We start from the raw sequence: 23,941 nt of genomic DNA on the forward strand, positions 1-23,941 counted from the left end.
GTCGTCCGCACCCACGCGCGCGTGGAGCGGCGTTCGCGGACTGCGGACCGTACCCCTGTCGGCGGGGGTACGGTCCGCGCCCGCCGGTCGGCCGAGCGTCAGGTGGTCACCGTCTGGCGGCGGTCGGCCGCGTACGCCATGGCGTGCTCGACGACGCCGATGAGTGCCTCCTTGACCGACTCGCGGTCGCGGGCGTCGCACATCAGGAGCGGTACGCCGTCGTCGAGGTCGAGGGCCTGGCGCACGTCCTCGACCGGGTAACGCGGGGCGCCCTCGAAGCAGTTGACGCCGACGAGGAACGGTATCGAGCGCCGTTCGAAGTAGTCGACGGCGGCGAAGGAGTCCTCCAGGCGGCGGGTGTCGGCGAGCACGACGGCACCGAGCGCACCCTCGGAGAGCTCGTCCCACATGAACCAGAACCGCTCCTGGCCGGGCGTGCCGAAGAGGTACAGCACCAGGTCCTCGCGGAGCGTGATGCGGCCGAAGTCCATGGCCACGGTCGTGGTGTGCTTGCCCTCCACACCGCTGGTGTCGTCGACCGGGCGCCCGGCCTCGGTGAGCAGCTCCTCGGTGCGCAGCGGCCGGATCTCGCTGACCGCGCCGACGAGCGTGGTCTTGCCCACGCCGAAGCCGCCGGCCACCAGGATCTTGAGCGTGACGGGCTCGACCGGAGGCTTGCCGCGCTCAGAACGCCCGAAGATCATCGATCTCTTCTCCTGCTTGATGGGGGTCGGGCGACGGCGGGCCGTAGCCCCCGCCGCCTGGGGTTTCGATGACGAGTACGTCGCCGGAGACGACGTCCGCGGAGTCACTGCCGCCGAGTTCGGTCACGGTGCCGTCGGCGTGTTCCACCCGGTTGGCGCCGAGAGCGCCCGGCTCGCCGCCCGCCATACCGTACGGGGGGACACGGCGGTGCTGGGACAGCGTGGAGACGGTCATGGGCTCCAGGAACCGGATACGGCGCACGGCACCGTCGCCGCCGTGCCACCGGCCGGATCCGCCACTGCCGCGCCGGACCGTGAACTCCTCGAGGCGCACGGGCAGTCGCCACTCCAGGACCTCGGGGTCGGTGAGGCGGGAGTTGGTCATGTGGGTCTGGACGACCGGGGCGCCGGGGAAGCCGTCACCCGCGCCGGAGCCGGAGGCGACGGTCTCGTAGTACTGGTGGCGTTCGTTCCCGAAGGTGACGTTGTTCATCGTCCCGGAGCCCTCGGCCTGGACGCCGAGCGCCGCGTAGAGGGCACCGGTGATGGCCTGGGAGGTCTCCACATTGCCGGCGACGACGGCGGCCGGCGGCTCGGGTGAGAGCAGGGAGCCGGGCGGTACGACGATGTTCAGGGGCCGCAGGCAGCCGTCGTTGAGGGGGATGTCGTCGGCGACGAGCGTGCGGAAGACGTACAGAACAGCCGCGTTGACGACCGCGAAGGGAGCGTTGAAGTTGGTCGGCAACTGCGCCGACGTGCCGGTGAAGTCGATGGTCGCGGCACGGTTGTCGCGGTCCACGCGCACGCTCACGCGGATGACGGCGCCCGAGTCGGTCTCATAGGCGTAGTCGCCGTCGTCGAGGGCGTCGATGACGCGGCGTACGGCCTCTTCCGCGTTGTCCTGGACGTGCCGCATGTAGGCCTGGACGACGTCGAGGCCGAAGTCCTCGATCATGCGGCCGACCTCGTCGACGCCCTTCTGGTTGGCGGCGATCTGGGCGCGCAGGTCGGCGAGGTTGGTCTTCGGGTTGCGGGAGGGGTACGGGGCCTCGGTGAGGAGGCGGAGGGTCTCGTCCTCGCGGAAGCGGCCGTTCTCGGCGAGCAGCCAGTTGTCGAAGAGGACGCCCTCCTCCTCGATGGTGCGGCTGTTCGCGGGCATGGAGCCGGGGGCGATGCCGCCGATCTCGGCGTGGTGGCCGCGTGAGGCGACGTAGAAGAGGATCTCGGGGTCACTCTCCGTGCCGTTCGACGGTGTGATGTCGAAGACCGGGGTGATCACGGTGACGTCGGGCAGATGGGTGCCGCCGTGGTACGGGTCGTTGACGGCGTAGGTGTCGCCCGGGCGCATGCGGGAGCCGCGCCGCCGGATGACCTCCTTGACGCTCGTGCCCATCGAGCCCAGGTGTACGGGGATGTGCGGGGCGTTGGCCACCAGGTTTCCGTCCGGGTCGAAGAGCGCGCAGGAGAAGTCCAGGCGCTCCTTGATGTTGACGGACTGGGCGGTGGATTCGAGGCGGGCGCCCATCTGTTCGGCGATGGACATGAAGAGGTTGTTGAAGACTTCAAGCAGAACCGGGTCGACTTTCGTGTCGAGATCGGAACTCTCCGTAATCGCGGCGCGTTCCATCACCAGATGCCCGTCGTCGGTCGCCGCAGCCCGCCAGCCGTCGTCGACGACGGTCGTCGCACCGGCTTCGGTGATGATCGCGGGACCGGTGACGGTGTCGCCGGGGGGAAGGGCCTCGCGGCGATGGAGGGGTACGTCGCGCCAGGCTCCGCCCGTGTGAAGGCGGACGGACTGGGGCGCCGCGGGGCTGCCGTCGGCGGTTGCTTCGTAGGGGGCGAGAGCGGAGAGATCGGGGGGTTCGGTGATGCCGGTGGCTTCGACGGAGAGGGCTTCGACGACGATCGGGCGGTCGAGCGTGAAGGAGTACGTGGCGCGATGACGTTCTTCGAAAGCGTGCCGCATCGCGCTGGGCTCGGTCAGCTCGACGGTCAGGGTGGTGTCGGTGCCGTCGTAGCGGAGCTGCGCGCGGCGGGTGATCTCGATGTGCTCCTCGGGGACGTCCTCGGCGAGGAGTTCGGCGCGTGCCGCGGCTTCCAGGTCTTCGGCGGTCTTGAGGACGCCGGGCATGGAGGCGGGTTCCAGACGTGCCTCGACGGACTGTTCACGCATGGCCGTGGTGTCGGCGAGGCCGATGCCGAGTGCGGAGAGGACACCGGCCATGGGCGGCACGAGGACGGTGCGGATGCCGAGCGAGTCGGCGACCGGACAGGCGTGCTGACCGCCGGCGCCGCCGAAGGTGGTGAGGGCGTAGCGGGTGACGTCGTGGCCCTTCTGGACGGAGATCCGCTTCACGGCGGACGCGATGTTGGCGACGGCGATCTGCAGGTAGCCCTCGGCGACCTGTTCGGGCGTGCGGTCGTCGCCGGTCTGCTCGCGGATCTCGCGCGCGAGGGCGGTGAACCGGTCCCGGACGAGCGCGTCGTCCAGGGGCTCGTCGCCGTTCGTACCGAACACCTTCGGGAAGTGGGCGGGCTGGATGCGGCCGAGCATGACGTTGGCGTCGGTGACGGCGAGCGGACCGCCGCCGCGGTAGCAGGCGGGCCCCGGGTCCGCGCCCGCCGAGTCAGGCCCTACGCGGTAGCGGGAGCCGTCGAAGTGGAGGACCGAGCCGCCGCCGGCGGCGACGGTGTGGATGTCCAGCATGGGGGCGCGCAGCCGGACGCCGGCGATCCGGCTGTCGAAGACGCGTTCGTACTCGCCCGCGAAGTGCGAGACGTCGGTGGAGGTGCCGCCCATGTCGAAGCCGATGACGCGGTCGAAGCCGGCGAGCTGCGACATGCGGGCCATGCCGACGATGCCACCGGCCGGCCCGGACAGGATGGCGTCCTTGCCGCGGAACTGCCCGGCCTCGGTGAGGCCGCCGTTGGACTGCATGAACATCAGCCGTACGCCTTCCAGGGCGTCGGCGACGTGCCGGACGTAGCGGCGCAGGACGGGAGAGAGGTAGGCGTCGACGACGGCGGTGTCCCCGCGGGGGACGAGTTTCATCAGGGGGCTGGCCTCGCTGGAGAGCGAGATCTGCGGGAAGCCGATGCGGGCGGCGAGTTCCCCGACGGCCTGTTCGTGGGCGGGGTGCAGGTGGCTGTGCATGCAGACCACGGCGACGGCCCGGATCCCGTCGTCGTACGCCTCCTGGAGGCGCCCGGCGAGGGCGTCCAGGTCGGGCGCGAGCAGGACGGTGCCGTCGGCGGCGATGCGCTCGTCGACCTCGACGACCCGTTCGTACAGCAGCTCGGGCAGTTCGATGCGGCGGGCGAAGATGCTCGGGCGGTTCTGGTAGGCGATGCGCAGGGCGTCGCGGAAGCCGCGGGTGATCACCAGCAGGGTGCGCTCGCCCTTGCGCTCCAGGAGGGCGTTGGTGGCGACCGTCGTGCCCATGCGCACGGTGTCCACGGGGTCGCCGGAGCCGGCCAGCAGGACGCGGACGCCCTCGACCGCCGCGTCGGCGTAGCGGGCCGGGCTCTCCGACAGCAGCTTGTGCGTGAGCAGCCGGCCGTCCGGGCGACGCGCGACGATGTCGGTGAAAGTGCCGCCCCGGTCGACCCAGAACTGCCAGCCAGTCACGTCAGTACCCCGCTTCCGCGCTGCTCACAGCGCCCGGAGGCCGTTGATCACGTCGCGCAGAATACTCTCGTCCGGCAGTTCGGCAGGGGGTACGGGCCGGTTCACATGGACGAATTCCGCGTCCACGAGGTCTCCGACAAGGACCCGTACCACCCCGATCGGCAGGTCGAGTTCCGCCGCGAGTTCGGCGACCGACTGCGGGACGTCACGACACAGTTCGACGATGTCCACATGCTCCGGGGAGAGCATGTGGTCCGCTTCCGGATCGTCCGCGTGCGGCTCCGTGACCACGACCGCGATCAGGTCCAGGCGGTGCTGGCCCTGGCTGCTGGTGCGGCCGCGCGTCATGGCGTACGGACGGACGACCGGTCCGGCCTCGTCGTCGAACCAGTGCCTTCTTCCCTGACCGTCAGCGCTCATGTCATCCCACTACCCGCCTGCGGGCAGATCGGTGCGCGGAGCGGCGCCCAGATGCACGCCCACTCGCTTCACGAGGAGCGTCATCTCGTAGGCGACCTGGCCGACGTCCGAGTCGGCGTCCGCGAGGACGGCGAGGCAGCTGCCGTCGCCGGCGGCCGTCACGAACAGGAAGGCGTCGTCGAGCTCGACGACCGTCTGGCGGACGTTGCCGGCCTCGAAGTGGCGTCCCACGCCCTTGGCGAGGCTGTGGAACCCGGAGGCGACGGCGGCCAGGTGCTCGCTGTCCTCCCTGGTCAGATCCCTGGACACTCCCGTCGGCAAACCGTCGCCGGAAAGCACGAGGGCCTTGCGGATGCTCGCGACGCGGTCCACCAGATCGTCGAGGAGCCAGTTCAGCTCGCCCTTGTTGGCTGCGGTGTGGCCGGTGGCCTTCGGTGCGGTCATCGACCGTCCCCCTCTGTCGTTCCTTGTCGTGCTGTGCCGCTGTGGGCGGCATCGCCCGTTGCGTTCTCCTCGCGGCCGCGCTGCCAGCCGCGCTGGAGCGAGGCCATACGGCTGCGTACTTCGTCGGCGTCGCGTTCGACGGGCTCGGCTCTGTCCTCCGTACGCGGCTCGGACCCTCGCTTCAGCTGCGGAGCCAGGTTGGCCTGGCGGACGCGCCGGGGCAGCGGCGCGGTGCCGGAGCCGGACTGGTGCGGTGCGGAGCCGGGGGCCTGTCCCCGTCGTGCGGAGCCGGGGGCCTGTCCCCGTCGTGCGGAGCCGGGAGCCTGTCCCCGTCGTGCGGAGCCGGGAGCCGAGCCGGTCTCCTGGGGTGTGGCGCCGCCGGTGGTCCCCGGCGTGGGGCCGGAGCGACGGTCGGGGCCGTCAGGGCCGCTCGAGGCGATCTCCGCGCGGCGTGTCCGCGTGGGCAGGGTGGGCGGCTCCGCCCCGGAGCCGGACGAGGCCGGTGATGCGGAGCGGTCGTCGGCGCGGCCGACCGCGCCGACGCCCCGGCGAGCGGACTCCGCACCCCGACGGCGGGCCGGCAGGGGCGGCGGTGTGTCCGGCTGGGTTTCGCCTCGCCGGCTGCCGGTCGAGGAGCCATCGGTGCGGCGGCGGACCGGAAGTTCGGACGTGGGCTCCGGTCCGGACCGGCCCGTGGCCCCGCCGCTCACGGAGTCGTCGACCCGGCGACGCGAAGGGAGCGGGGAGGTGCCGCCCGGCTCCGCCCGGCCGACGCCCGTGGTGGTCTCCTCGTCCGTCTTGCCCCGCCGGGGGCGCTGCTCGGTGACCGGGCGCCCGTGCGAGCTGACCAGTTTCGGGGTGTGGCGGCGCGGCAGCTGGACCGGGGCGCTCGGCTCGTCGTCGGTGTCGGTCCGGCCGTGTGCGCTGTGGGCGTCGGCGGCCTGGTGCGGATCGGGTCGGCGGCCGGCCGTCTCGTCCTGGGCGCGGGTGAGGGAGGGGCGGGGGCGGAACAGGCCGCCGTGTTCGCTGTCCTCGTCCTCGAGAGCGCCGGGGAAGTCGCCGATGGTGTCCAGGTCGACGGGGGCCTCCAGTTCGACCGGTCCGTCCAGGAGGGGGGCCGGCAGGCCGGGCCGTTGCGCGGACCCCTTGGACAGCGCGCGGCGGCTGTCCTGCGCCTCGCTCTCCTTGGCCGGCTGGGGGCGGTCGAGCCGGAACCCGATGCCGTTCGTGTCCGGGACGTCGTCCGTCAGCAGGGCGTCCGGGATGAAGACGACGGCGGTCGTGCCGCCGTACGGGGAGGGCTGCAGGGAGACGCGGACGTTCTGCCGCTGGGCGAGACGGCTGACCACGAACAGACCGAGCCGGTCGGTGTCGGACAGCTCGAACTCGGGGGTCTCGGCGAGCCGGAGGTTGGCGTCCAGGAGCGCTTCGGCGGCCATGCCGAGGCCACGGTCGTGGATCTCCAGGGTGAAGCCGTTGGCGACCCGCTCGCCCAGGACCTGGACGGCGGTGTGCGGCGGGGAGAAGACCGTGGCGTTCTCCAGGAGTTCCGCCACGAGATGCGTGACGTCGGCGACGGCCGGGCCGGTGACGGCGATACGCGGAAGGCGGCGGACCTCGATGCGCTCGTAGTCCTCGACCTCGGCGACGGCGGCGCGTACGACATCCATGAGCTGGACGGGCTTGCGCCACTGACGGGAGGGCGCGGCGCCGGAGAGGATCACGAGGCCCTCGGCGTGCCGGCGCATGCGGGTGGTCAGGTGGTCGAGTCGGAACAGGTCGGCGAGTTCCTCGGTGTCCTCGGTCCGGCGCTCCATGGCGTCGAGCAGGGTGAGCTGCTTGTGGAGCAGGACCTGGCTGCGGCGCGCGAGGTTGACGAAGACCTCGGAGACGCCGGCGCGCAACTCGGCCTGCTTGACCGCGGCTTCGACGGCCGCGCGCTGGAGGGTGTTGAGGGCCTGGCCGACCTCGCCCATCTCGTTCTTGTCGTACTCCAGGCGCGGGACCTCGGTCTCCACGTCGACCTGCTCGCCCGCCGACAGCCGGCGCATCACGCTGGGCAGCCGCACACCGGACGCCTCGTGGGCCTCCAGACGCAGCTGCCGCAGATCACGGATGAGGGTGCGGCCGACGCGCACGGACAGGAAGAGGGAGACCAGGAGAGCGAGCAGACCCAGTACGCCGGCGATGACCGCCTTGGCGATGACACCCATGGCCACCGGTTCGACGCGGTTCTGGTAGCGGTCGTTGGCCTGGTCGTTGAGCGTGCCGAGTTCGTCGAGCACATTGCCGGCGGCGCTGTCCCAGCTCTTCGCGGTGACGCCGCGCGGTGTTCCGTCGGCGGCGGAGACGGCCGCTTCCTCGGCCACGCGCAGCGGAGCGGTGGAGGCGTTCTTCCAGAAGCTCTGGTAGCGGTCGCGTTCCGAGACGGGCAGCAGCGGGAGGTTGGTGTCGTACATCAGGGTGCGCTGGGCCACGAGGTCGGAGATGTCGCGCTCTTCGGAGTGGGAGATCTTGCCGACGATCAGGGCGGAGCCGAGGAGGGCGTCCTCGCGGGAGAGCAGTTCGCGGGCGCGGGCCAGATTGACCAGCGCGCGGTACTGCTTGTCCAGTTCCACGTTGTCGACGACGTGGAGGTTGGCGAGCAGGACGTAGCACGGGTCGACCAGCCGGTTGTAGAGGTCGAGGGCCTGGGAGCGGTTGACGGTGCCGTCCTCGACGCTGCGGCGCAGCGACTCGATGCCTTCGAAGGCGTCCAGGACCGCGGTCAGCCGCTCGTCGGTGTCCGCCCCCATCGCGTCGCGCACGTCAGGATTCCGGGCGTTCTCGCGGATGCCGCCGACGGCCTCGTCGGTGGCGGTCCGGCTGCGCCGGAGCGCGGCGAGCCCGTCGGAGGCACGGGGGTCGGCCAGGTAGACGAGGGTCTGGCGGCGTTCCTCCTGGAGGACACGGACGGTGTCCTCGATGGGGTAGCCGATCTTCTCCACCACGGACGACACGTTGAACAGGTCGCCCGCCTCACGTCCCGTGAGCACCGTGGCGAAGGCCCAGATCGCGGTCAGGGACACCAGCGGCACGAGAAGCAGCGCCACGATCTTCCGGCGGATGGACTTCCCGCGAAAGCGCATGGCCTCCCCCAGCTCGGCCCCCGGGCTACCGGGGGTACATATGTGCGTCAACAAACGGCGCGAGCCTACTACCGACCCCCAGGGAACTCGAAGACCGGTCCGGAAGCTGAACTTCCGCGCCAGCGACGAGGCATGTGGAGTTGTCCGGGCATTGCGGGAGTTGTCTGCCCGAAACCGATGGTGGACGCACGGGGCAACGCCCGTGGTGCGTCCTGGCGGTTGGCTGAAATTTTTCGGTTTCCGGGAATCTTCGCGGCGAGTTGTTCGTCCTTCTCTACGGGAAATGGGGGCGGAATCGGCCACAGGAGCCGCATCCCGCAACTGGGCGGCGTAAAACAGCGCAAGCCGGGCAGCCACTGGGGAACACGGGTCTTCGGATGCGAGTGAGCAGTCTGCCGGCGGTGGGGAGTGACACGGTGATGGGCACGGCGGAGCGGCGCGGGGCGCCCAGGGCGGGTGGGGCGCAAATGACGGCGCCTCAGGATGCCGAAGCGACTGATCTGGACAGTCCGGCCGACGAGGCGGAGGTCACGGCTCGAGAGGCCGGGGTTCCGGCTCACAAAGTGGGCCGTGACATGCGCGAGCAGCAGTACTACCGGCCCCTGTGGGTCGAGGAGCCGGCGCGGCGGCGCCGGTTGCCGGATCCGGTACGGACGGCCGCCGTGCGGTCGGTAATCCTCATCGCTGTGACGCTGATCCAGGCCATGGTGGCCTTCCTGTGCACGATGGCCGGGTCCTGGCTGGCGTTTCCCATGGTGATCAGCAGCGTGGTGAGCACGATCGTGGCGACGTGGGGTGCGCTCGACGTGTGGGTGACGCGTCAGGTCTGGAACCAGCGCAACGGCGTGGTGTCCATGCCGAGCAGCACGGCACGGGCCTTGCGCCGCGAGCGGCGCCGGGCCCGACGGCAGGCACGCGCCGCCGAGCGGGCGCAGGAGCGAATACGCCGACGGGGCGGGGCTGGGCAGTTGTCCCACTCGTAAGCAGTGACGACGGGGCGCCGGCCAGGCGACCGGGTCCCGGCCGGACGATCGACGGGATGCGGCGGGTCGGGCCCATGCGGCCGATAGCCGAGCCCGTACCCCTCACCGTACGACCGACTGCGCCCTCTCTTCCCCGGCGTTCCGGGCGAGTTCGCGTCTCGCCCGCATGAACGGGCGGGGGGCCACGACCAGCACGGCGGTCGTACGGCCGTCCCGCTCGTACCCGGCGGGGAAGCCGCCCTCGGCCGATGCACCGTTCGGAGCGTTCGCCTCGGTGACGCGAGCGGTGCCATCGTCCTTGCGTCGGCCGGCGAAGTGGAGACGGGTACGAGTTCCTCACGCAGGACCTGGCCCGGGCGTCGTCGCGGGTGCGCAGCGTGTGTACGCCGGGGAGGTTGCCGCCACATCTGGCGCAACACCCGTCCGACACCCCAGGGTTGGTTCGACTGGTCAAGCCCGCCCTGAGAGAACGCCCCTTGAGGAACCGCCCATGCGAACGACCGCGCAGTCCACAGACCAGCACGGCCAGGACGACGCCGAACTCACCGAGTTCGGCTACAGACCCGAACTCAAACGCACCCTCGGCAACTTCCACACCTTCGCCGCCGGGATCAGCTACATCTCGATCCTGACCGGCACCTTCCAGCTGTTCTACTTCGGCTACGGCAGCGGCGGCCCCGCCTACTGGTGGTCGTGGCCGATGGTCTTCGCCGGCCAGTTCATGGTCGCCCTGTGCTTCGCGGAGCTCGCCGCCCGCTATCCCGTCGCCGGCTCCGTCTACAACTGGTCGAAGAAGATAGGCAATCCGCATCTGGGCTGGCTCGCCGGCTGGATGATGTTGATCGCCTCCATCGTGTCCATATCGGCCGTGGCGCTGGCCTACCAGTTGACGCTGCCGCAGATCTCGTCGTTCTTCCAGTTCGTGGGGGACGGCACCGGTACGTACGACGTGGCGACCAACGCGGTCATCCTGGCCGCGGTGTTGATCCTGTTCACGACTCTCGTGAACGCCTTCGGCGTCAAGTTGATGGCCAGGATCAACACGGCCGGCGTGTTCATCGAGTTGATCGCCACTGTCGTACTGATCGTCCTGTTCGCGGTCCACATCACGCGCGGTCCCCAGGTCGTCATGGAGACGCACGGCACCGGTGCGGGTTACGGCAACGGTTACCTGGGTGCCTTCCTGGTGGCCTCGCTGGCCTCGGCCTACGTCATGTACGGCTTCGACACCGCCGCCTCGCTCGGCGAGGAGTCCCTGAACCCGACCCGCAACGCGCCGCGCGCGATCATCCGGGCGATCGTCGCGTCCTTCGTGCTCGGCGGCCTGATCCTGCTGCTCGCGCTGATGAGCGTCTCCAGCCTGAAGGGGGAGAAGCTGTCCACGGACGGCTTGCAGTACATCGTCCTGGACGTGCTGGGTCCGACGGCGGGCAAGGCGATGCTGTGGTGCGTGCTGATCGCCGTGACGGTCTGCGCGCTGGCGGTGCACACGGCGGCGGTCCGGCTGGCGTTCGCGATGGCCCGGGACAACAACCTGCCCGCGTCCTCGAAGCTGGCCAAGTGCCACCCGCGGTTCCAGACGCCGGTCCTGCCGACCGTGATCATCGGGATCCTCGCGCTGGCGATCCTGGTGGTCAACATCCGCCAGCCGCAGATCTTCACCGTCGTCACCAGCATCGGCATCATCATGATCTACCTCGCCTACCTGGGCGTCACGGTGCCGCTGCTGGTCGCCCGGCTGCGCGGAAAGTGGCAGCCCGCGGGTGAGGGCCGGTTCTCGCTGGGCCGCTGGGGGCTGCCGGTCAACATCGTGGCCGTGCTGTGGGGCGCGGCCATGACGCTGAACCTGATCTGGCCGCGGGCCGCCGTCTACAACGCCACGGCTCCCTACCACTGGTACCTGCGCTGGGGCGCGGTGCTGTTCGTCGCCGTCATCGCGGGCGGCGGCTTCGCGTACTACTGGTTCGTCCAGCGGCACAAGACCGGCGTGCTCGCCGAGCACCGCTCGGACGCCGGGGACACCGCTCCCGCCGCCGCCCCGGCGGCCGACAGCGCCTGACCCCGGGCGGCTGCGGGACCGTTGTGGCCGGTCGCGCAGTTCCCCGCGCCCCTAAGGCGTCGTAGACGCGGGGCGTTTGTACATCCTGGTGGCCGTGATCTCGCTGTGTACCGCCTCCCCCGCCCGGGGCTGCTGCGGAAGCCCCGGGCGGAGGTGTTCCTCGACGCTGATGTACTTGAGGCCGGCCCTCAGGTCGGCGTCGTTGCGCATGCGGATGACCAGGGGGAACTCGGCCAGCGCGGTCGTGTCGAACAGGCCCGTGGTGTACAGGAGCTGGACGCCCAGGGCGTCCGACACCGCCCGCTGGAGTTCCAGCAGGTACGTGGCGTTGGCGCGGCCGATGGGGTTGTCGAGGAACAGCGTGCCGGCGTGCCGGTGCTTGTCGCGGCCCCGGTCGTTCGAGCGCAGCGCGGCCATCGTGCAGTACAGGGCGATCGCGGCGGTGAGGAGCTGGCCGCCGGAGAAGACGTCGCCCATCTGCCCGACGGGGACGCGCTCGGCGCGCAGCACCGCGTCGGGCTTGAGGATCTCGACGGCGACGCCCTTGGGCTGCAGGGCTGCGGCGACACCCCGCAGCAGCAGGGACATGCCGTCCCGCCGCAGGTCCGAGTTCTTCTTGACGGCGGCCCGGGTCGCCTCGTCGATGACCTCGCCCAGCCGCTCGGTGAGCGTGGCCTGGTCGGGCTCCTCGAAACGGATGCGGAGGAACTCCTGCCCCGACCACTCGCCGAGGCCTTCCGGGAGACGGGAGAGCCGCTGGGCGGAGCGCAGGGTGGCCAGGGCCGACTCGACCAGGCCGCGCAGCCGGTCGACGATCGAGTCGCGGTTGCGCTCCAGCTGCTCCAGCTCGTCCGTCAGGACCCGGAGCCGGGGCGCGAAGGCGTCGGCCCACTTCTGGGCGTGCTCGGGCAGCGCGGAGGCGGGCAGTTCGCGGATCTGCTGCCGTGCCGGGGTGCGGACCTGCTCGTAGCGCGTGGAGTTGGCGTGCCGTACGAGGATGTCGCTGGCCTCGCGAACGGCGGCCTCCGCGGCGGACAGGTCGGCGGCGCAGCCGCGCAGGGACCGGCGGGCCTCGGCGGCAGCCTGCCGGGCCTCCTCCGGGCTGCCGGGGTACGGCTCGGTCTCCTCCTGCTCCTCCTCGGTGGTGTGCTCGCGCAGCAGGTCGCGGAGCATGGCGGCGATCTCGTCGAAGCCGCTCGCCGCGTCCTCGGCGGCGCGGTGGGCGTCGAGGAGCTCGGCGTGCGCCTCGCGTGCCTGGTTCAGTGCCTCGATGTGGGAGGCGAGTTCGGCCGTGGCGGTGCGCAGCAGGGTCTGCGCGTGCTCGGCGTCGCGCGGCTGGAGGTCCTCGGGGAGGTCGGTGTGGGCCTCGCCGTCCTCGGGCGCGTGCCGTTCGGCCTCGCCGCGCAGCCGCCCGAGCTGCTCGCTCGCACTCGACATACGGGTCTCCAGGAGCTGCACCAGCTCCTCGGCACGGGCGGCGGCAGCCTGGCGGCTGGGTCCGTCGGAGCCGTCGGGGGATTCGAGGAGCTGCTCCGCACGCGTACGGACCTTGTTGCTCAGCCGGTCCAGCTCCGCGCGGGCCGCACTCTCGTCGCTCTCCGCACGGGCCTGCTCGGCCCGCAGATCAGCGCCGACGCCGACCTTCTCGTACAGCTGTGACGCCGCCCGGTAGGCCTCGCGGAGGGCGGGCAGGGAGGCCTTCGGGGTCCGGGCGTCGTCCTCGGGTACGTCGTCGGGGGCGCCGGCGATCTCGGAGCGCTCGGCGCGCAACGCGCGGGCGGTGCGGCGAGCGTCGTCGGCGGCGCGCTGGGCGGCCCGCCGGTCCTCGTCGGCGGCCCGGGCCCGCTCCAGGCAGGCCTGGGCGCCCGCCTCGGCCTCGGCCGCCTCGTCGGCCAGCTCGCGCAGCTTGACCTGCCAGCCGGCCCGCTCGCGCAGCCGGAAGGCGAGCCCGGCGAGGGCGTCGGCGGAGCGGCGGGCCTTCTGGGCGGCCTCCTGCCGCTCGTCCCGGACGCGCGCGGCCTCGGCGGCGGCCTCGTCGGCCTCGGCCCGGACCGTGCGCGCCTCGGCCAGTTCGGCCTCCGACTCCTCGGCGAACGCGCGGGTGTCGTGTGCCGCCCGGGCCAGTTCGGCCAGCCGGCCGGCCGGGCAGCCGGCGCGCCAGGAGGCGAGCCGGGCGGCCAGTTCGCGGTCCTTGCCGAGTCGTGCGGCGAGGGTGCGGATCTCCTCGTCGCGCTCGGTCGCCCGGGCGCGCAGCGCCTGCCGCTCCTCGTCGGCGGCGTGCTCGTCGTGCATGGCCGGGTTCGGCGGGACGAGGAACACGTCCCCGCTGTCGGTGTCCGGGGCGGGGGTCGGGGCGAGCAGGGCGGCGGCGGTGCCGACGGCCACGGCGGAACGGGGCAGCAGCGCCGCGTCGCCCAGCGCCTCCCGGGCGCGTGCGTGGGAGTCCGGGTCGGTGATGATCACGCCGTCGACCAGTTCGGGCCGGGCGGCCAGCACGCGCGCGTGGTCGGCCGGGTCGACGGCCTGGGCGAGATAGCGCCAGCCGGGCAGCGCGGGAATGCCGTGCTCGCCGAGGAACTCGACGGTGGCCAGCACGTCCGGGCCGGGCGGCAGCAGCCCGCCGTCACCGAGCGCGCCGAGGATCCGGGAGTCGTCGGCGGCGGCCGTACGCAGTTCGAACAGCTGCCGTTCGGCGGAGGTGACGGCGTCGTCGAGCAGTTCGCGCAGGTCGTCGGCGAAGCGGTCGAGCTCCTCGGGGCTGAGCCCCTGCTCGCCCGAGGCGGGCCGGGTGGCCGGCTCGCTGTCCGTGCCATGGCGGGGCTGCGGGATGCCCGGGCGGGTCTCGGAGGTCAGGCTGAGCAGTTCCGCCAGCCGCTCCTCCCCCGCCAGCGCCTCGGCGGTGCGGCGCTCGGCCTCGTACGACCGCTCGGCCGCCGTCGCCGCGTCCGCCGCGCGGGCCGCGGTCAGTTCCGCGCGGGTCTCGGCGGCGGCGGCCTCGCGCGCGTGCTCGGTGGCCCGGCGGGACGCCTCGCGGGCCGAGTCCCAGGCCGCGACGGCGGTCTTCTCGGCGTCGCTCGCGGCGAGGGCCGCGCGGGCCGGGTCGGCGTCGGGCGCGCTGTCGTCGAGCCAGCCGGCCCGTACCGCCTCGGCGGTCTCCTGCTCGACCTCGGACAGGCGCTGCTTGAGGTGCCCGACCTCGCTGCGGGCGCGCTGCGCCTGTGTGGCGGCGGCGGTGGAGTCCCGGTAGGCGGCGTCGCTGACCTCCTGGAGGGCGGCGGAGCGCTCCTCCTCCTCGTTGGCGTGGTTCTCCGCCTTCTCCGCGGCCGCGTGCAGGGCCCGTACGAGGTCGACGGCGGCCTTGGAGCGGGCGGCGAGCGCGGGCGCGGCATCGCGCTCCGCCTCCTGGATCGCGGCGGACACACGGGCGACGCGGTCGGCGGCGGCGCGGTGGCGCAGCACGGCCTCGGCGGCCTGCCACGCGGAGTACAGCGTGCGGGCGTCGGCGAGCTCGCGCTTCTGCGCGGCGGCGGACTTCTCGGCCGCGGCGAGCGCCAGCGAGGCGTGCCGGTAGGCCAGTTCGGCGGAGATCAGCGCGCTGCGCTCGCGGGCCGCCTCGGCGTGCGTGACGGCGTACGCGGCGGCGGTGACCCGTTGGGCCAGGTCGGCGGCCCGGACCCGCTCCTGCACGCCGCGCGCGGACAGTCTGCGCGCCAGGGTCCGCGTCCGGCGCTCGGCTCCGGCGTGAATGTCACGCGCGCGTGAACGGGCCTCGGCGGCCTCGACGATCCGCCGGAGCAGGTCGACGGATCCGGCGGTGAAGTCGCGCTCGGCGATCAGCTCGGCGCGCCGGCCCAGCTTGTTGCCGAAGCCGCTGACCAGGTCGGCGAGCCCGTCGGTGTCACGCGTGTCGGTGACGGCGCGCAGCAGCAGGTCGGTGAAGTCGGCGTCCTTCTTGACCGCGAAGAGACCGGCGGCCTCGCCCTCGTCGGCGTTCATCTCCCGCTGGTAGCGGAAGAGTTCGGGGTCGAGTCCGAGGTCGCCCAGGTGCTCGATCCAGCGGTCGTGGATCTCCTCCCAGTGCACCTCCAGGTGCGGGTAGGTCTTGCCCGCCTCGGTGAGGGCGTCGCGGAAGCCCTTCATGGTGCGACGCCGGCCGCGCGCGCCCGACTGGCCCTCGACCGGGGCCCGTACGGCGGTGGACTCGGCCACGGGGAGGCTGTCGAGGCTCAGTCCGGGCCCGGGACGGAAGGAGTACCAGGCCTCGGCGAACTTGCGCGGGTCGTTGGAGACCTGCCGCCCGCGCCACTCACTGACCTTGCCGACGACGACGCACTCGCCGGTCAGCACGTGCTGCCACTCCAGCGCGACGTGGCCGCAGTCGTCGGCGAGCAGGAACTTGCGCAGCACGCCGGAGCTGGCTCCGCCGAGAGTGTTCCGGTGGCCGGGCAGCATCACGGAGAAGATCAGCTTGAGCAGCACCGACTTGCCGCCGCCGTTCTCCAGGAAGAGCACACCCGCGGGCGCGGGCCGGCGCGGCGGGCCGACGGGCTCCTCCTCGAAGAACTCCGCCTGTGTGGGCGCGGGGTCGGGCACGATCTCTCCCACACCGCGCAGGTCGAGCACGGTGTCGGCGTAGCGCGCACCGGCCGGCCCGATGGAGTAGAGGCGGACCCGGGACAGCTCGTACATGGCGGACTCTCGTAAGTCTTCGTGAGATGGGGAGTTCAGGAGGAGTTTCAGGAGGAGTGGAACGGCAGCCCGGCATCGGCGACCAGTTCCAGGTCGTCGCTCTCCTCTGGGGGCAGCAGCGTCGGTGTGCCGTCGGTGACCGGGACGACGCCCAGCTCCAGCAGCTCGGCCAGGGCGGCGCTGCCGGCCATGTCGCGGACCTGGAGCTGGTAGCGGGCGGTCGTGCGGTACGTGCCGCCGTTGTCGTCGCCGGTGCGCTGGAGGAAACCGGAGTCGGTGAGGAACGCGACGGCCTTCGCGACGATGCCGGTGGTCGAACCGGCGAGCCGGCGCGCGTCCTTGGTGGCCCCGGTCGAGCTGCGCCGCACCCAGATCCGCCAGGCGGCCTCCAGGCCGGGCGCGTCGGTGGCCGGGTCGGTGTTCTCGCCCTGTTCGGCGGCGCGCTCCTCCAGGCGGCGGCAGGCCTGGCGGACGAAGGCGTCGACGCCGTTGACCGTGACGCGGCCGATGTAGCCGTCGTCGGCGAGGTCCTCGGGGCGCGGGAACGCCATGGCGGCGACGGCGAGATGGGCCAGCCCGTGCAGGAACCGGTCGCCGCCGTCGGCGGACGTACGACGCGCGTAGTCGCCCATGCGGACGGCGAAGACGGAGTCCTCGGCGGCGGTCACGGCCATGCCCGCGCGCGGGGACACCTCCAGCACGATCAGCCCCAGTCCGGTCGCCACCGCGTCGGCGAGCCGCGCGAACGGCGGGTCCTCGCGGTAGCGCCGCAGCAGGTCCGCGTACTCCTGGTCGCGGGCGGGCTGAAGCTTGGGCTGCAAACCGAAGGACACGAGCCGAGCCGCGTCGGCGGCGTCGGCGGGCGTGACGGCGGCCGAGGCCGTCGGGGCCGGGCCTTCCGACTCACTCCACTCGACGTGCTCACTCACGGTCGGGACTCCTTGGGCCACTCGTACTGATTCATGCTGCTTCCGTCCGGTCCGCCGCCATCCCCACCGCATCCAGCAGCGCGGTGCCGACGATCAGGTCCGCTCCACCGAACTCCGGGTCATCGAGCTCCGTCCCGTCGTCCACGGCGAACAAGAGCTTCTGCTCCCCCTGCCGATACGCGGTCCCGACCGGCGGGCTGGCCGCATGCACCGCCAGCAGGGCCACCAGATACGGCAGCTCGGGATCCTGCCGCCGGGCCTCGGCCAGCAGCCCGGACAACCGGCGCGGCGCATCCGCCGGCAGGTCGAGCAGCTCCTGCGCGGCCGCCATCTGCTCCTCGCTGAACCGGCTGTCGTCGGGCGTGGCGATGAGATCCGGCTCGGGCATCTCCGCACCCAGGTGCTCCCGCTCCGCCGGCGGCGTCAGCAGTATGTCGACGAGGTCCCCGACCCGGACGGACACCGGCGTACGCAGCCCCGTACCCCGCCCGAAGAAGGCGTCCGTGACGCGGACGGCCTGCTCCAGCGGCAGCAGCAGAACGGGCGAGACGAGATGCCCGTACAGGTCGATCCCCGACGTCGTCATCGGCGTGGCGAAGGCCTGCCGGTCCTGCTCGGCGCGGAACAGCGGTCCGGCCTCGAGCAGCCGGGACTGCAACTGCGTGTGCCGCCGGATGCAGTCCTTGACGATGTCGACGAGCTCGGCGGCGCGGCGCTTGTGCTCCGGGTCCTCGGACTCGTCGCGGGCCTTGCGGATGTTGGTGAGGATCGCGTTCTCGTGGCGGTAGCGGTCGGCCACGTGCTCCAGGGCCTCGGCGATCATGTCGGGCACGGTGGTGAGCCAGTCCACCGCGCGCACATTGCGCCGGGTCGCGTCCAGGGCGCGGCGCAGGGTCTCCGAGTACTGCACGGTGCGGTAGCGGGCCTGTTCGGCCGCGAGCTGGGCGTCGGCGAGCCGGCCGCGGCTGATCAGCACCTCCAGCTTGACCTCGGCGGCGATCTGCGCGCTGGTGACGTCCGTGTCGAGGGCGCCGACGAGGACGTTGACCGCCTCGTCCGTCGTCCGCAGGTAGACCGTGCCGCCCGGGCCGGGGACCTCTTCGATCAGCTTGAAGTCGTAGTCACGGCGCACATACGTGCCGTCCGCCCCGAACGTGCCGTACACCGCGCGGAAACCGCGGTCGACGCTGCCGACGTTGATCAGGTTCTCCAGGACCCAGCGGGCCACCCGCTCGTGCTCGACGGCGGGCCGCCGCGGCGCCTGGGCGGCGATGCGCGGGATGAGGCGGGCGACGATCTGGTCGTGGTCCGCGCCCGTGTCGAAGTCCATGTTCAGGGTGACGAGGTCGATGGCCGCGAGGGCGACCTCCGCCATGCCGTACACCGAGTACTCACCGGCGAGGTTGGCCTTGCGCGCGTCGAGGTCGTGCAGCGGCGCGGTGCAGGCGAGCGCGCGCAGGCGCCGCGCCAGGCCCTCGTCGGCGGCCGGCCCCAGGGCGGGGCGCGGCCCCGCGCTGAGCTGGGGCGGAACGCTGTCCGTCGATGCAGGCGAAGTCACGGTGCACAGACTAGGTCCTGGGTCTGACAACGACCCAAACGACGCGGATACGCCCCGGCGGCAGGGTGGCTCTCCGACGCCGCTCGTCCCCTCAGCCGTCCTCGCCGACCCGCCGCCGGTACACCTCGACGACCCGCTCCAGCGAGTCGTCGAGGTAACCGGCGAGCAGTGCCTCGGCCTTCCTTCGGTCCCCCACCTGAAGAGCCTCAAGGATTGCGACATTTCGCGCGATGTACGGTTCGTGCAGCCGCTGCGGCTCGTCCACCACGTGGAAGGCCAGGCGCAGTTCGGCAAAAACACTCCGCATCAACTCGTCGGTGCGCTCGCTCGCGGCGAGAGCGACCAGTTCCCGGTGGAAATGGATGTTGGCCGTACCCACCCCCTTCCAGTCACCTTCCCGCGCCGCCCGCCGCCCCTCCTCCACGGCACCGGCGAGCCCGTCGAGCCCGTACGGCGGCTCGCCGAGACCCCGCACCACGGCGCATTCGACGAGCCGTCGGGTGCGGTAGATGTCCTCGACGTCCTCGACGGTCAGGACCCGGACGAAGACACCCCGGTTCAGTTCGTGGACGAGCAGGCGCTCGTGCGTGAGCAGCCGGAACGACTCGCGCAGCGTGTTGCGGGAGACGCCGAGCGCGCCGCCGATGCTGTCCTCCGACAGCCGGGTCCCGGGCGGGAAGTAGCCCTCGGCGATCCGGCTTCTGAGGATGTCCGAGACGCGTTCGGCGGTGCTCGTGCGCCCCAGGAGTGCCCGGTCGTCGGAGAGATCCCTCAGCTGCTCTGCCATGCCGGAATTCAATCGCAGATTACAAGAACGAAACAACATGAGTATTGAGGGATCGTTGAACAATCCTCTACGGTGCTACGCACGGCCCGCCGCGCGAGGCGGCCAAGCTCACCCGCAAAGCACCCAAGGCTCAGCCCGAAGCACCCTCCGTCCCCCCTCTGCGAGGTGCCCATGAGCACGACTCCACCACCACAGGCCCTGAGCGACGACACGCGCCCCGCGGCAGCCGAACGCACCGACGACGACGGGGCGTTCGGCTGGCTGCGCGCCCTGGGCCCGCGCGGCCGCCGCGCGTTCGCCGGTGCCTTCGGCGGCTACGCCCTGGACTCGTACGACTACTTCACACTGCCGCTGAGCATGGTCGCGCTGTCCGCCTACTTCGGCCTGAACAGCGGCCAGACCGGCCTCTTCACGACGGTCACGCTGGTGGTCTCCGCGATCGGCGGCGCCCTCGCGGGCGTCCTCGCCGACCGCGTCGGCCGGGTGAAGGCGCTCATGGTCACGGTGATCACCTACGCGGTGTTCACCGTCGCCTGCGGCTTCGCGCCCAACTACGAGACGCTGCTGGTCTTCCGTGCCCTGCAGGGCCTCGGTTTCGGTGGCGAGTGGGCCGTCGGCGCGATCCTGGTCGCCGAGTACGCGAGCGCCAAGCACCGGGGCCGCACGCTCGGCGCGATCCAGAGCTCCTGGGCCGTGGGCTGGGGCATGGCCGTGATCGCCTACACCGTCATCTTCTCGGTGGCCGGTGACGACCTGGCCTGGCGCATCATGTTCTGGACCGGGGCCCTGCCCGCCCTGCTGGTCATCTGGCTGCGGCGCAGTGTGCACGACGCGCCCGAGGCGGCGGCGGCGCGTGAACGGAGCGCGGAGAAAGGCTCGTTCACGGCGATCTTCAAGCCCGGCCTGCTGCGGACGACGGTCTTCGCGGTGCTGCTCTCGACCGGTGTCCAGGGCGGGTACTACACGCTGGCCACCTGGGTGCCGACCTACCTCAAGTCCGAGCGCGACCTGTCGGTCGTCGGCACCGGCGGCTACCTGACGTTCCTGATATCGGGCGCCTTCATCGGCTATCTGACGGGCGGTTACCTCACCGACAAGCTGGGCCGGCGGCGCAACATCTGGCTCTTCGCCCTGCTGTCGGCGATCTGCATCCTGGCGTACGCGAACATCCCGAGCGGCGCCAACACCCTGCTCCTGGTGCTCGGTTTCCCGCTCGGGTTCTGCATGTCGGCGATCTTCAGCGGCTTCGGCTCCTACCTGAGCGAGCTGTACCCGACGGCGGTGCGCGGCACGGGGCAGGGCTTCACGTACAACACCGGGCGAGCGGTGGGCGCCGTCTTCCCGACGACGGTCGGTTTCCTGGCCGACAGCTGGGGCGTGGGCGGCGCGCTGGTCTTCGGGGCGATCGGCTACGGCCTGGCGGCACTGGCGCTGCTCGGGCTGCCGGAGACGCGCGGGAAGGAGCTCACGTGAACCGCACGAGCACCGAGACCGGGGACCGTCCTGTCCTCCTCGTCGACGAGCACGCGCGCGCGTGGAGCCCGGAAACGGCCCGCGCCCGCTTCCGGAAGGGCCTGACGGGCCCCACGGCAGGGGTCGCGGCGGGCCACACCCAGGTCAACCTGATCTCGGTGCCCGCCGACTGGGCCTACGACATGCTGCTGTTCTGCCAGCGCAACCCCAAGCCGTGCCCGGTCCTCGACGTCACGGACGCGGGATCCTGGACCACCGTGCTCGCGCAGGGCGCGGACCTGCGCACCGACCTGCCGCGCTACCGGGTGTGGCGGGACGGCGAGCTGGTGGACGAGCCGACGGACGTGCGCGCGTACTGGCGGGACGACCTGGTGTCGTTCCTGATCGGGTGCAGCTTCACGTTCGAGTGGGCACTGGGCGAGGCGGGCGTTCCGATCCGCCACGTCGAGCAGGGCCGCAACGTTCCGATGTACGTGACCGGGCGCCAGTGCCGTCCGGCGGGGCGGCTGCACGGGCCGCTGGTGGTGTCCATGCGGCCGGTGCCGCCGGAGGACCTGGCGGCGGCGATCCGGGAGAGCAGTCTGCTGCCGGCGGTGCACGGCAGCCCCGTACACTGCGGCGATCCCTCGGGGCTCGGCATCGACGACCTCGGCCGCCCCGACTTCGGCGACGCGGTGGACGCCGAGCCGGACGACATCCCGGTGTTCTGGGCCTGCGGAGTGACCCCGCAGGCGGCCGTGATGGCCTCGCGCCCGCCGTTCGCCCTCACGCACGCCCCGGGGCAGATGTTCCTCACCGACGCCCGCGACGAGCAGTACCGCGTGGCCTGACAGCAGCTGACAGGAGACTCGACACGGCTATGACCTCCATCGACCTGAACGCCGACCTCGGCGAGGGCTTCGGCCGCTGGCGGCTCACCGACGACGAACGGCTGCTGTCGGTCGTCACCAGCGCCAACGTGGCGTGCGGCTTCCACGCCGGGGACGCGGTCACGATGCGCCGGGTGTGCGAGCTGGCGGCCGAGCGCGGCGTCCGGATCGGCGCCCAGGTGTCCTACCGGGACCTGGCCGGGTTCGGGCGGCGCGCGATGGACGTGCCGCCCGCCGAGCTGGCGGCCGAGGTGGCCTACCAGATCGGCGCCCTGGAAGTCTTCGCCCGCGCGGCGGGCGCCCGCGTGGCCTATGTGAAACCGCACGGCGCGCTCTACAACCGGGTCGTACGCGACGAGGAGCAGGCCGCCGCCGTCGTCGACGGCGTGCTCCTCGCGGACGCCACGCTGCCGGTGCTGGGCCTGCCCGGCTCGCGCCTGCTCGAGCTGGCCGGGAAGGCCGGGCTGCCGGTCGTCACGGAGGCGTTCGCGGACCGGGCGTACACCGACGCGGGCACGCTCGTGCGGCGCACCGTGGAGGGCGCCGTGGTCACCGACCCCGACACCGTCGTGGAGCGGTCGCTGAGTCTGGCCGGCTCCGGCGAGGTCGTCTCCCACTCGGGGACCCGGATAGAGGTACGCGCGCGTTCCCTGTGCCTGCACGGCGACACGCCCGGCGCGGTGGAGCTGGCGCGCCGGGTGCGGGAGCGGCTGGAGGCCTCGGGGGTCCGGGTGGAGGCCTTCGCATGAAGGTCCTGCCGGTCGGCGAGGACGCCCTGCTCGTCGAGGTCTCCTCGGGCGACGAGGCCCAGGCCCTGCACGCCGAGCTGCTGCGCCGCCGCGCGGAGGGCTCGTTGTCGGCCCGCGAGATCGTGCCCGCGGCCCGCACGGTCCTCCTCGACGGCCTGGACTCCCCCGCCCGGCTGGCCGCCGAACTGACCGCCGCGCAGCTGCCGCCCGCTCCTCCGCGCGCGCGTGCGGTGGTCGAGATCCCGGTGCGCTACGACGGCCCGGACCTGGCCGACGTCGCCGCGCACTGGGGCGTGGCCGAGCGGGAGGTCGCCCGTCTCCATTCGCGGACGGAGTTCCGGGTCGCCTTCTGCGGCTTCGCCCCCGGCTTCGGCTACCTCACCGGCCTGCCGCCGCGCTACGACGTGCCGCGCCGGGCCACCCCGCGCACGGCCGTCCCGGCCGGTTCGGTGGCGCTGGCGGGCCCGTACACGGGCGTGTACCCGCGCTCGTCGCCGGGCGGTTGGCAGCTGATCGGCACGACGGCCGCCGTCCTGTGGGACCACGCGCGCGTGCCGGCCGCGCTGCTGTCGCCGGGCACGCGCGTGCGGTTCGTCCCCGTCGAGCAGGTGGGACACTCGTGACCGACCGTGCGCTCGCCGTCGTCCGGGCCGGGGCCCTGACCACCGTGCAGGACCTGGGGCGCCCCGGGCACGCCCACCTCGGAGTGCCCCGCTCCGGGGCGCTGGACCGGCCCGCGGCGGACCTGGTCAACCGGCTCGCCGGCAATCCGCCCGCGGCGGCCGTGCTGGAGACGACCCTCAACGGCTGTGCCGTACGCCCTCGTTCGACTGTCACCGTGGCCGTGGCGGGCGCCCCCTGCCGGGTCACGGTGGACGGACGGCCCGTCGCCTGGGGCGCGCCGGTGCGTGTGCCCGCCGGGGCGCTGCTGGACGTCGGACCTGCCGTGTCGGGCCTACGCAGCTACGTGGGCGTCTCCGGGGGCATCGCCGTCGAGCCGGTGCTCGGCAGCCGCTCGACGGACCTGCTGTCGGGGCTCGGCCCGCCCCCTCTCACGGACGGCACGGTGCTGCCCCTTGGCCGGCCGGCGGGCGCGCACGCACGCGTGGACGTCGCCCCGCAGCCGGCGCCACCGGCCGAGCTGGTCCTTCGGGTGACACTCGGCCCGCGCGACGGCTGGTTCACGCCGGAGGCCCTGCGCACTTTCGTCTCGCGTCCGTACCGGGTGTCCCCCGCGAGCAACCGCATCGGGCTGCGCACGGAGGGGCCCGCCCTGGAGCGGGCCCGGGCCGGGGAACTCCCCAGCGAGGGCATGGTGCTGGGCGCGGTCCAGGTCCCGCCCGACGGCAGGCCGGTGGTGTTCCTCGCCGACCACCCGACCACCGGGGGCTATCCGGTGATCGCGGTGGTGCGCGCCGCCGACCTCGCGGCAGCCGCCCAGGCGGTTGCGGGCACGCCGGTCCGCTTCGTGGCCGTACGGCGCCGCTGAACCGGCCGGGCCACGTCCGTCGCTGCCGA

16 protein-coding genes are annotated in these 23,941 nt (G+C 72.5%); 7 read left to right on the forward strand and 9 right to left on the reverse strand.

The window, feature by feature from the left end:
• Window positions 1–98: 98 nt before the first annotated feature.
• The 5 genes from PV963_RS07865 to PV963_RS07885 are packed head-to-tail and all read right to left on the reverse strand — an operon-like array spanning window position 99 to window position 8,327.
• Window positions 99–704: a GTP-binding protein gene (locus PV963_RS07865; RefSeq protein WP_274814922.1), complete on the reverse strand. Its 606-nt coding sequence runs from the start codon at window positions 702–704 to the stop codon at window positions 99–101.
• The gene (locus PV963_RS07870; protein ID WP_274814923.1) at window positions 685–4,335 is read right to left on the reverse strand and encodes a hydantoinase B/oxoprolinase family protein; all 3,651 of its coding nucleotides are present in this window, start codon (window positions 4,333–4,335) and stop codon (window positions 685–687) included. The genes PV963_RS07865 and PV963_RS07870 overlap by 20 nt, the downstream gene beginning before the upstream one ends.
• Before the next feature lie 24 nt (window positions 4,336–4,359).
• Window positions 4,360–4,755, reverse strand: a complete 396-nt coding sequence (locus PV963_RS07875; RefSeq protein WP_059416049.1) for a DUF742 domain-containing protein — start codon at window positions 4,753–4,755, stop codon at window positions 4,360–4,362.
• A 9-nt stretch (window positions 4,756–4,764) separates the two neighbouring features.
• A complete protein-coding gene (locus tag PV963_RS07880) occupies window positions 4,765–5,199 on the reverse strand; it encodes a roadblock/LC7 domain-containing protein (RefSeq protein ID WP_274814924.1) in 435 nt (144 codons plus the stop codon).
• Entirely contained in the window at window positions 5,196–8,327 is a 3,132-nt protein-coding gene (locus PV963_RS07885) for a sensor histidine kinase (RefSeq protein ID WP_274814925.1), read from the reverse strand. The genes PV963_RS07880 and PV963_RS07885 overlap by 4 nt, the downstream gene beginning before the upstream one ends.
• 419 nt (window positions 8,328–8,746) lie before the next feature.
• Between PV963_RS07885 and PV963_RS07890 the strand changes: the two genes are divergently transcribed.
• Window positions 8,747–9,310, forward strand: coding sequence for a hypothetical protein (locus PV963_RS07890; RefSeq protein ID WP_342456434.1), 564 nt, complete (start codon window positions 8,747–8,749; stop codon window positions 9,308–9,310).
• A 490-nt stretch (window positions 9,311–9,800) separates the two neighbouring features.
• A complete protein-coding gene (locus PV963_RS07895; protein WP_274814927.1) occupies window positions 9,801–11,369 on the forward strand; it encodes an APC family permease in 1,569 nt (522 codons plus the stop codon).
• 51 nt (window positions 11,370–11,420) lie between these two features.
• Here the strand turns inward: PV963_RS07895 and PV963_RS07900 are convergent, their stop codons facing one another.
• The 4 genes from PV963_RS07900 to PV963_RS07915 all read right to left on the reverse strand — a co-directional run bounded on the left by PV963_RS07900 (window position 11,421) and on the right by PV963_RS07915 (window position 19,332).
• Complete coding sequence (locus PV963_RS07900) at window positions 11,421–16,058, reverse strand: hypothetical protein (RefSeq protein ID WP_274814928.1); 4,638 nt, start codon at window positions 16,056–16,058, stop codon at window positions 11,421–11,423.
• 47 nt (window positions 16,059–16,105) lie between these two features.
• Window positions 16,106–16,987, reverse strand: coding sequence for a hypothetical protein (locus PV963_RS07905; RefSeq protein ID WP_274814929.1), 882 nt, complete (start codon window positions 16,985–16,987; stop codon window positions 16,106–16,108).
• 31 nt (window positions 16,988–17,018) lie between these two features.
• Window positions 17,019–18,545 carry a hypothetical protein gene (locus PV963_RS07910; RefSeq protein ID WP_274814930.1) on the reverse strand — a complete coding sequence of 509 codons (1,527 nt, stop codon included), beginning with the start codon at window positions 18,543–18,545 and terminating at the stop codon, window positions 17,019–17,021.
• Window positions 18,546–18,636: 91 nt separating this feature from the next.
• Entirely contained in the window at window positions 18,637–19,332 is a 696-nt protein-coding gene (locus PV963_RS07915; RefSeq protein WP_274814931.1) for a GntR family transcriptional regulator, read from the reverse strand.
• Between the two features lie 171 nt (window positions 19,333–19,503).
• On the opposite strand from PV963_RS07915, the gene PV963_RS07920 reads away from it, so the two are divergent.
• Genes PV963_RS07920 through PV963_RS07940 form a run of 5 tightly spaced genes read left to right on the forward strand, consistent with a single transcriptional unit; the run spans window position 19,504 to window position 23,912 of the window.
• Window positions 19,504–20,805, forward strand: coding sequence for an MFS transporter (locus PV963_RS07920; RefSeq protein WP_274814932.1), 1,302 nt, complete (start codon window positions 19,504–19,506; stop codon window positions 20,803–20,805).
• Entirely contained in the window at window positions 20,802–21,635 is an 834-nt protein-coding gene (locus PV963_RS07925) for a putative hydro-lyase (protein ID WP_274814934.1), read from the forward strand. The genes PV963_RS07920 and PV963_RS07925 overlap by 4 nt, the downstream gene beginning before the upstream one ends.
• A gap of 29 nt (window positions 21,636–21,664) precedes the next feature.
• Window positions 21,665–22,423, forward strand: a complete 759-nt coding sequence (locus tag PV963_RS07930; RefSeq protein WP_274814935.1) for a LamB/YcsF family protein — start codon at window positions 21,665–21,667, stop codon at window positions 22,421–22,423.
• The gene (gene pxpB / locus PV963_RS07935; protein ID WP_274814936.1) at window positions 22,420–23,046 is read left to right on the forward strand and encodes a 5-oxoprolinase subunit PxpB; all 627 of its coding nucleotides are present in this window, start codon (window positions 22,420–22,422) and stop codon (window positions 23,044–23,046) included. Before PV963_RS07930 ends, pxpB begins: the two co-directional genes overlap by 4 nt.
• Window positions 23,043–23,912 carry a biotin-dependent carboxyltransferase family protein gene (locus PV963_RS07940; RefSeq protein ID WP_274814937.1) on the forward strand — a complete coding sequence of 290 codons (870 nt, stop codon included), beginning with the start codon at window positions 23,043–23,045 and terminating at the stop codon, window positions 23,910–23,912. Before pxpB ends, PV963_RS07940 begins: the two co-directional genes overlap by 4 nt.
• Window positions 23,913–23,941: the final 29 nt, after the last annotated feature.

This window comes from Streptomyces coeruleorubidus (assembly GCF_028885415.1).
GTDB classification, from domain to species: Bacteria; Actinomycetota; Actinomycetes; order Streptomycetales; family Streptomycetaceae; genus Streptomyces; species Streptomyces coeruleorubidus_A.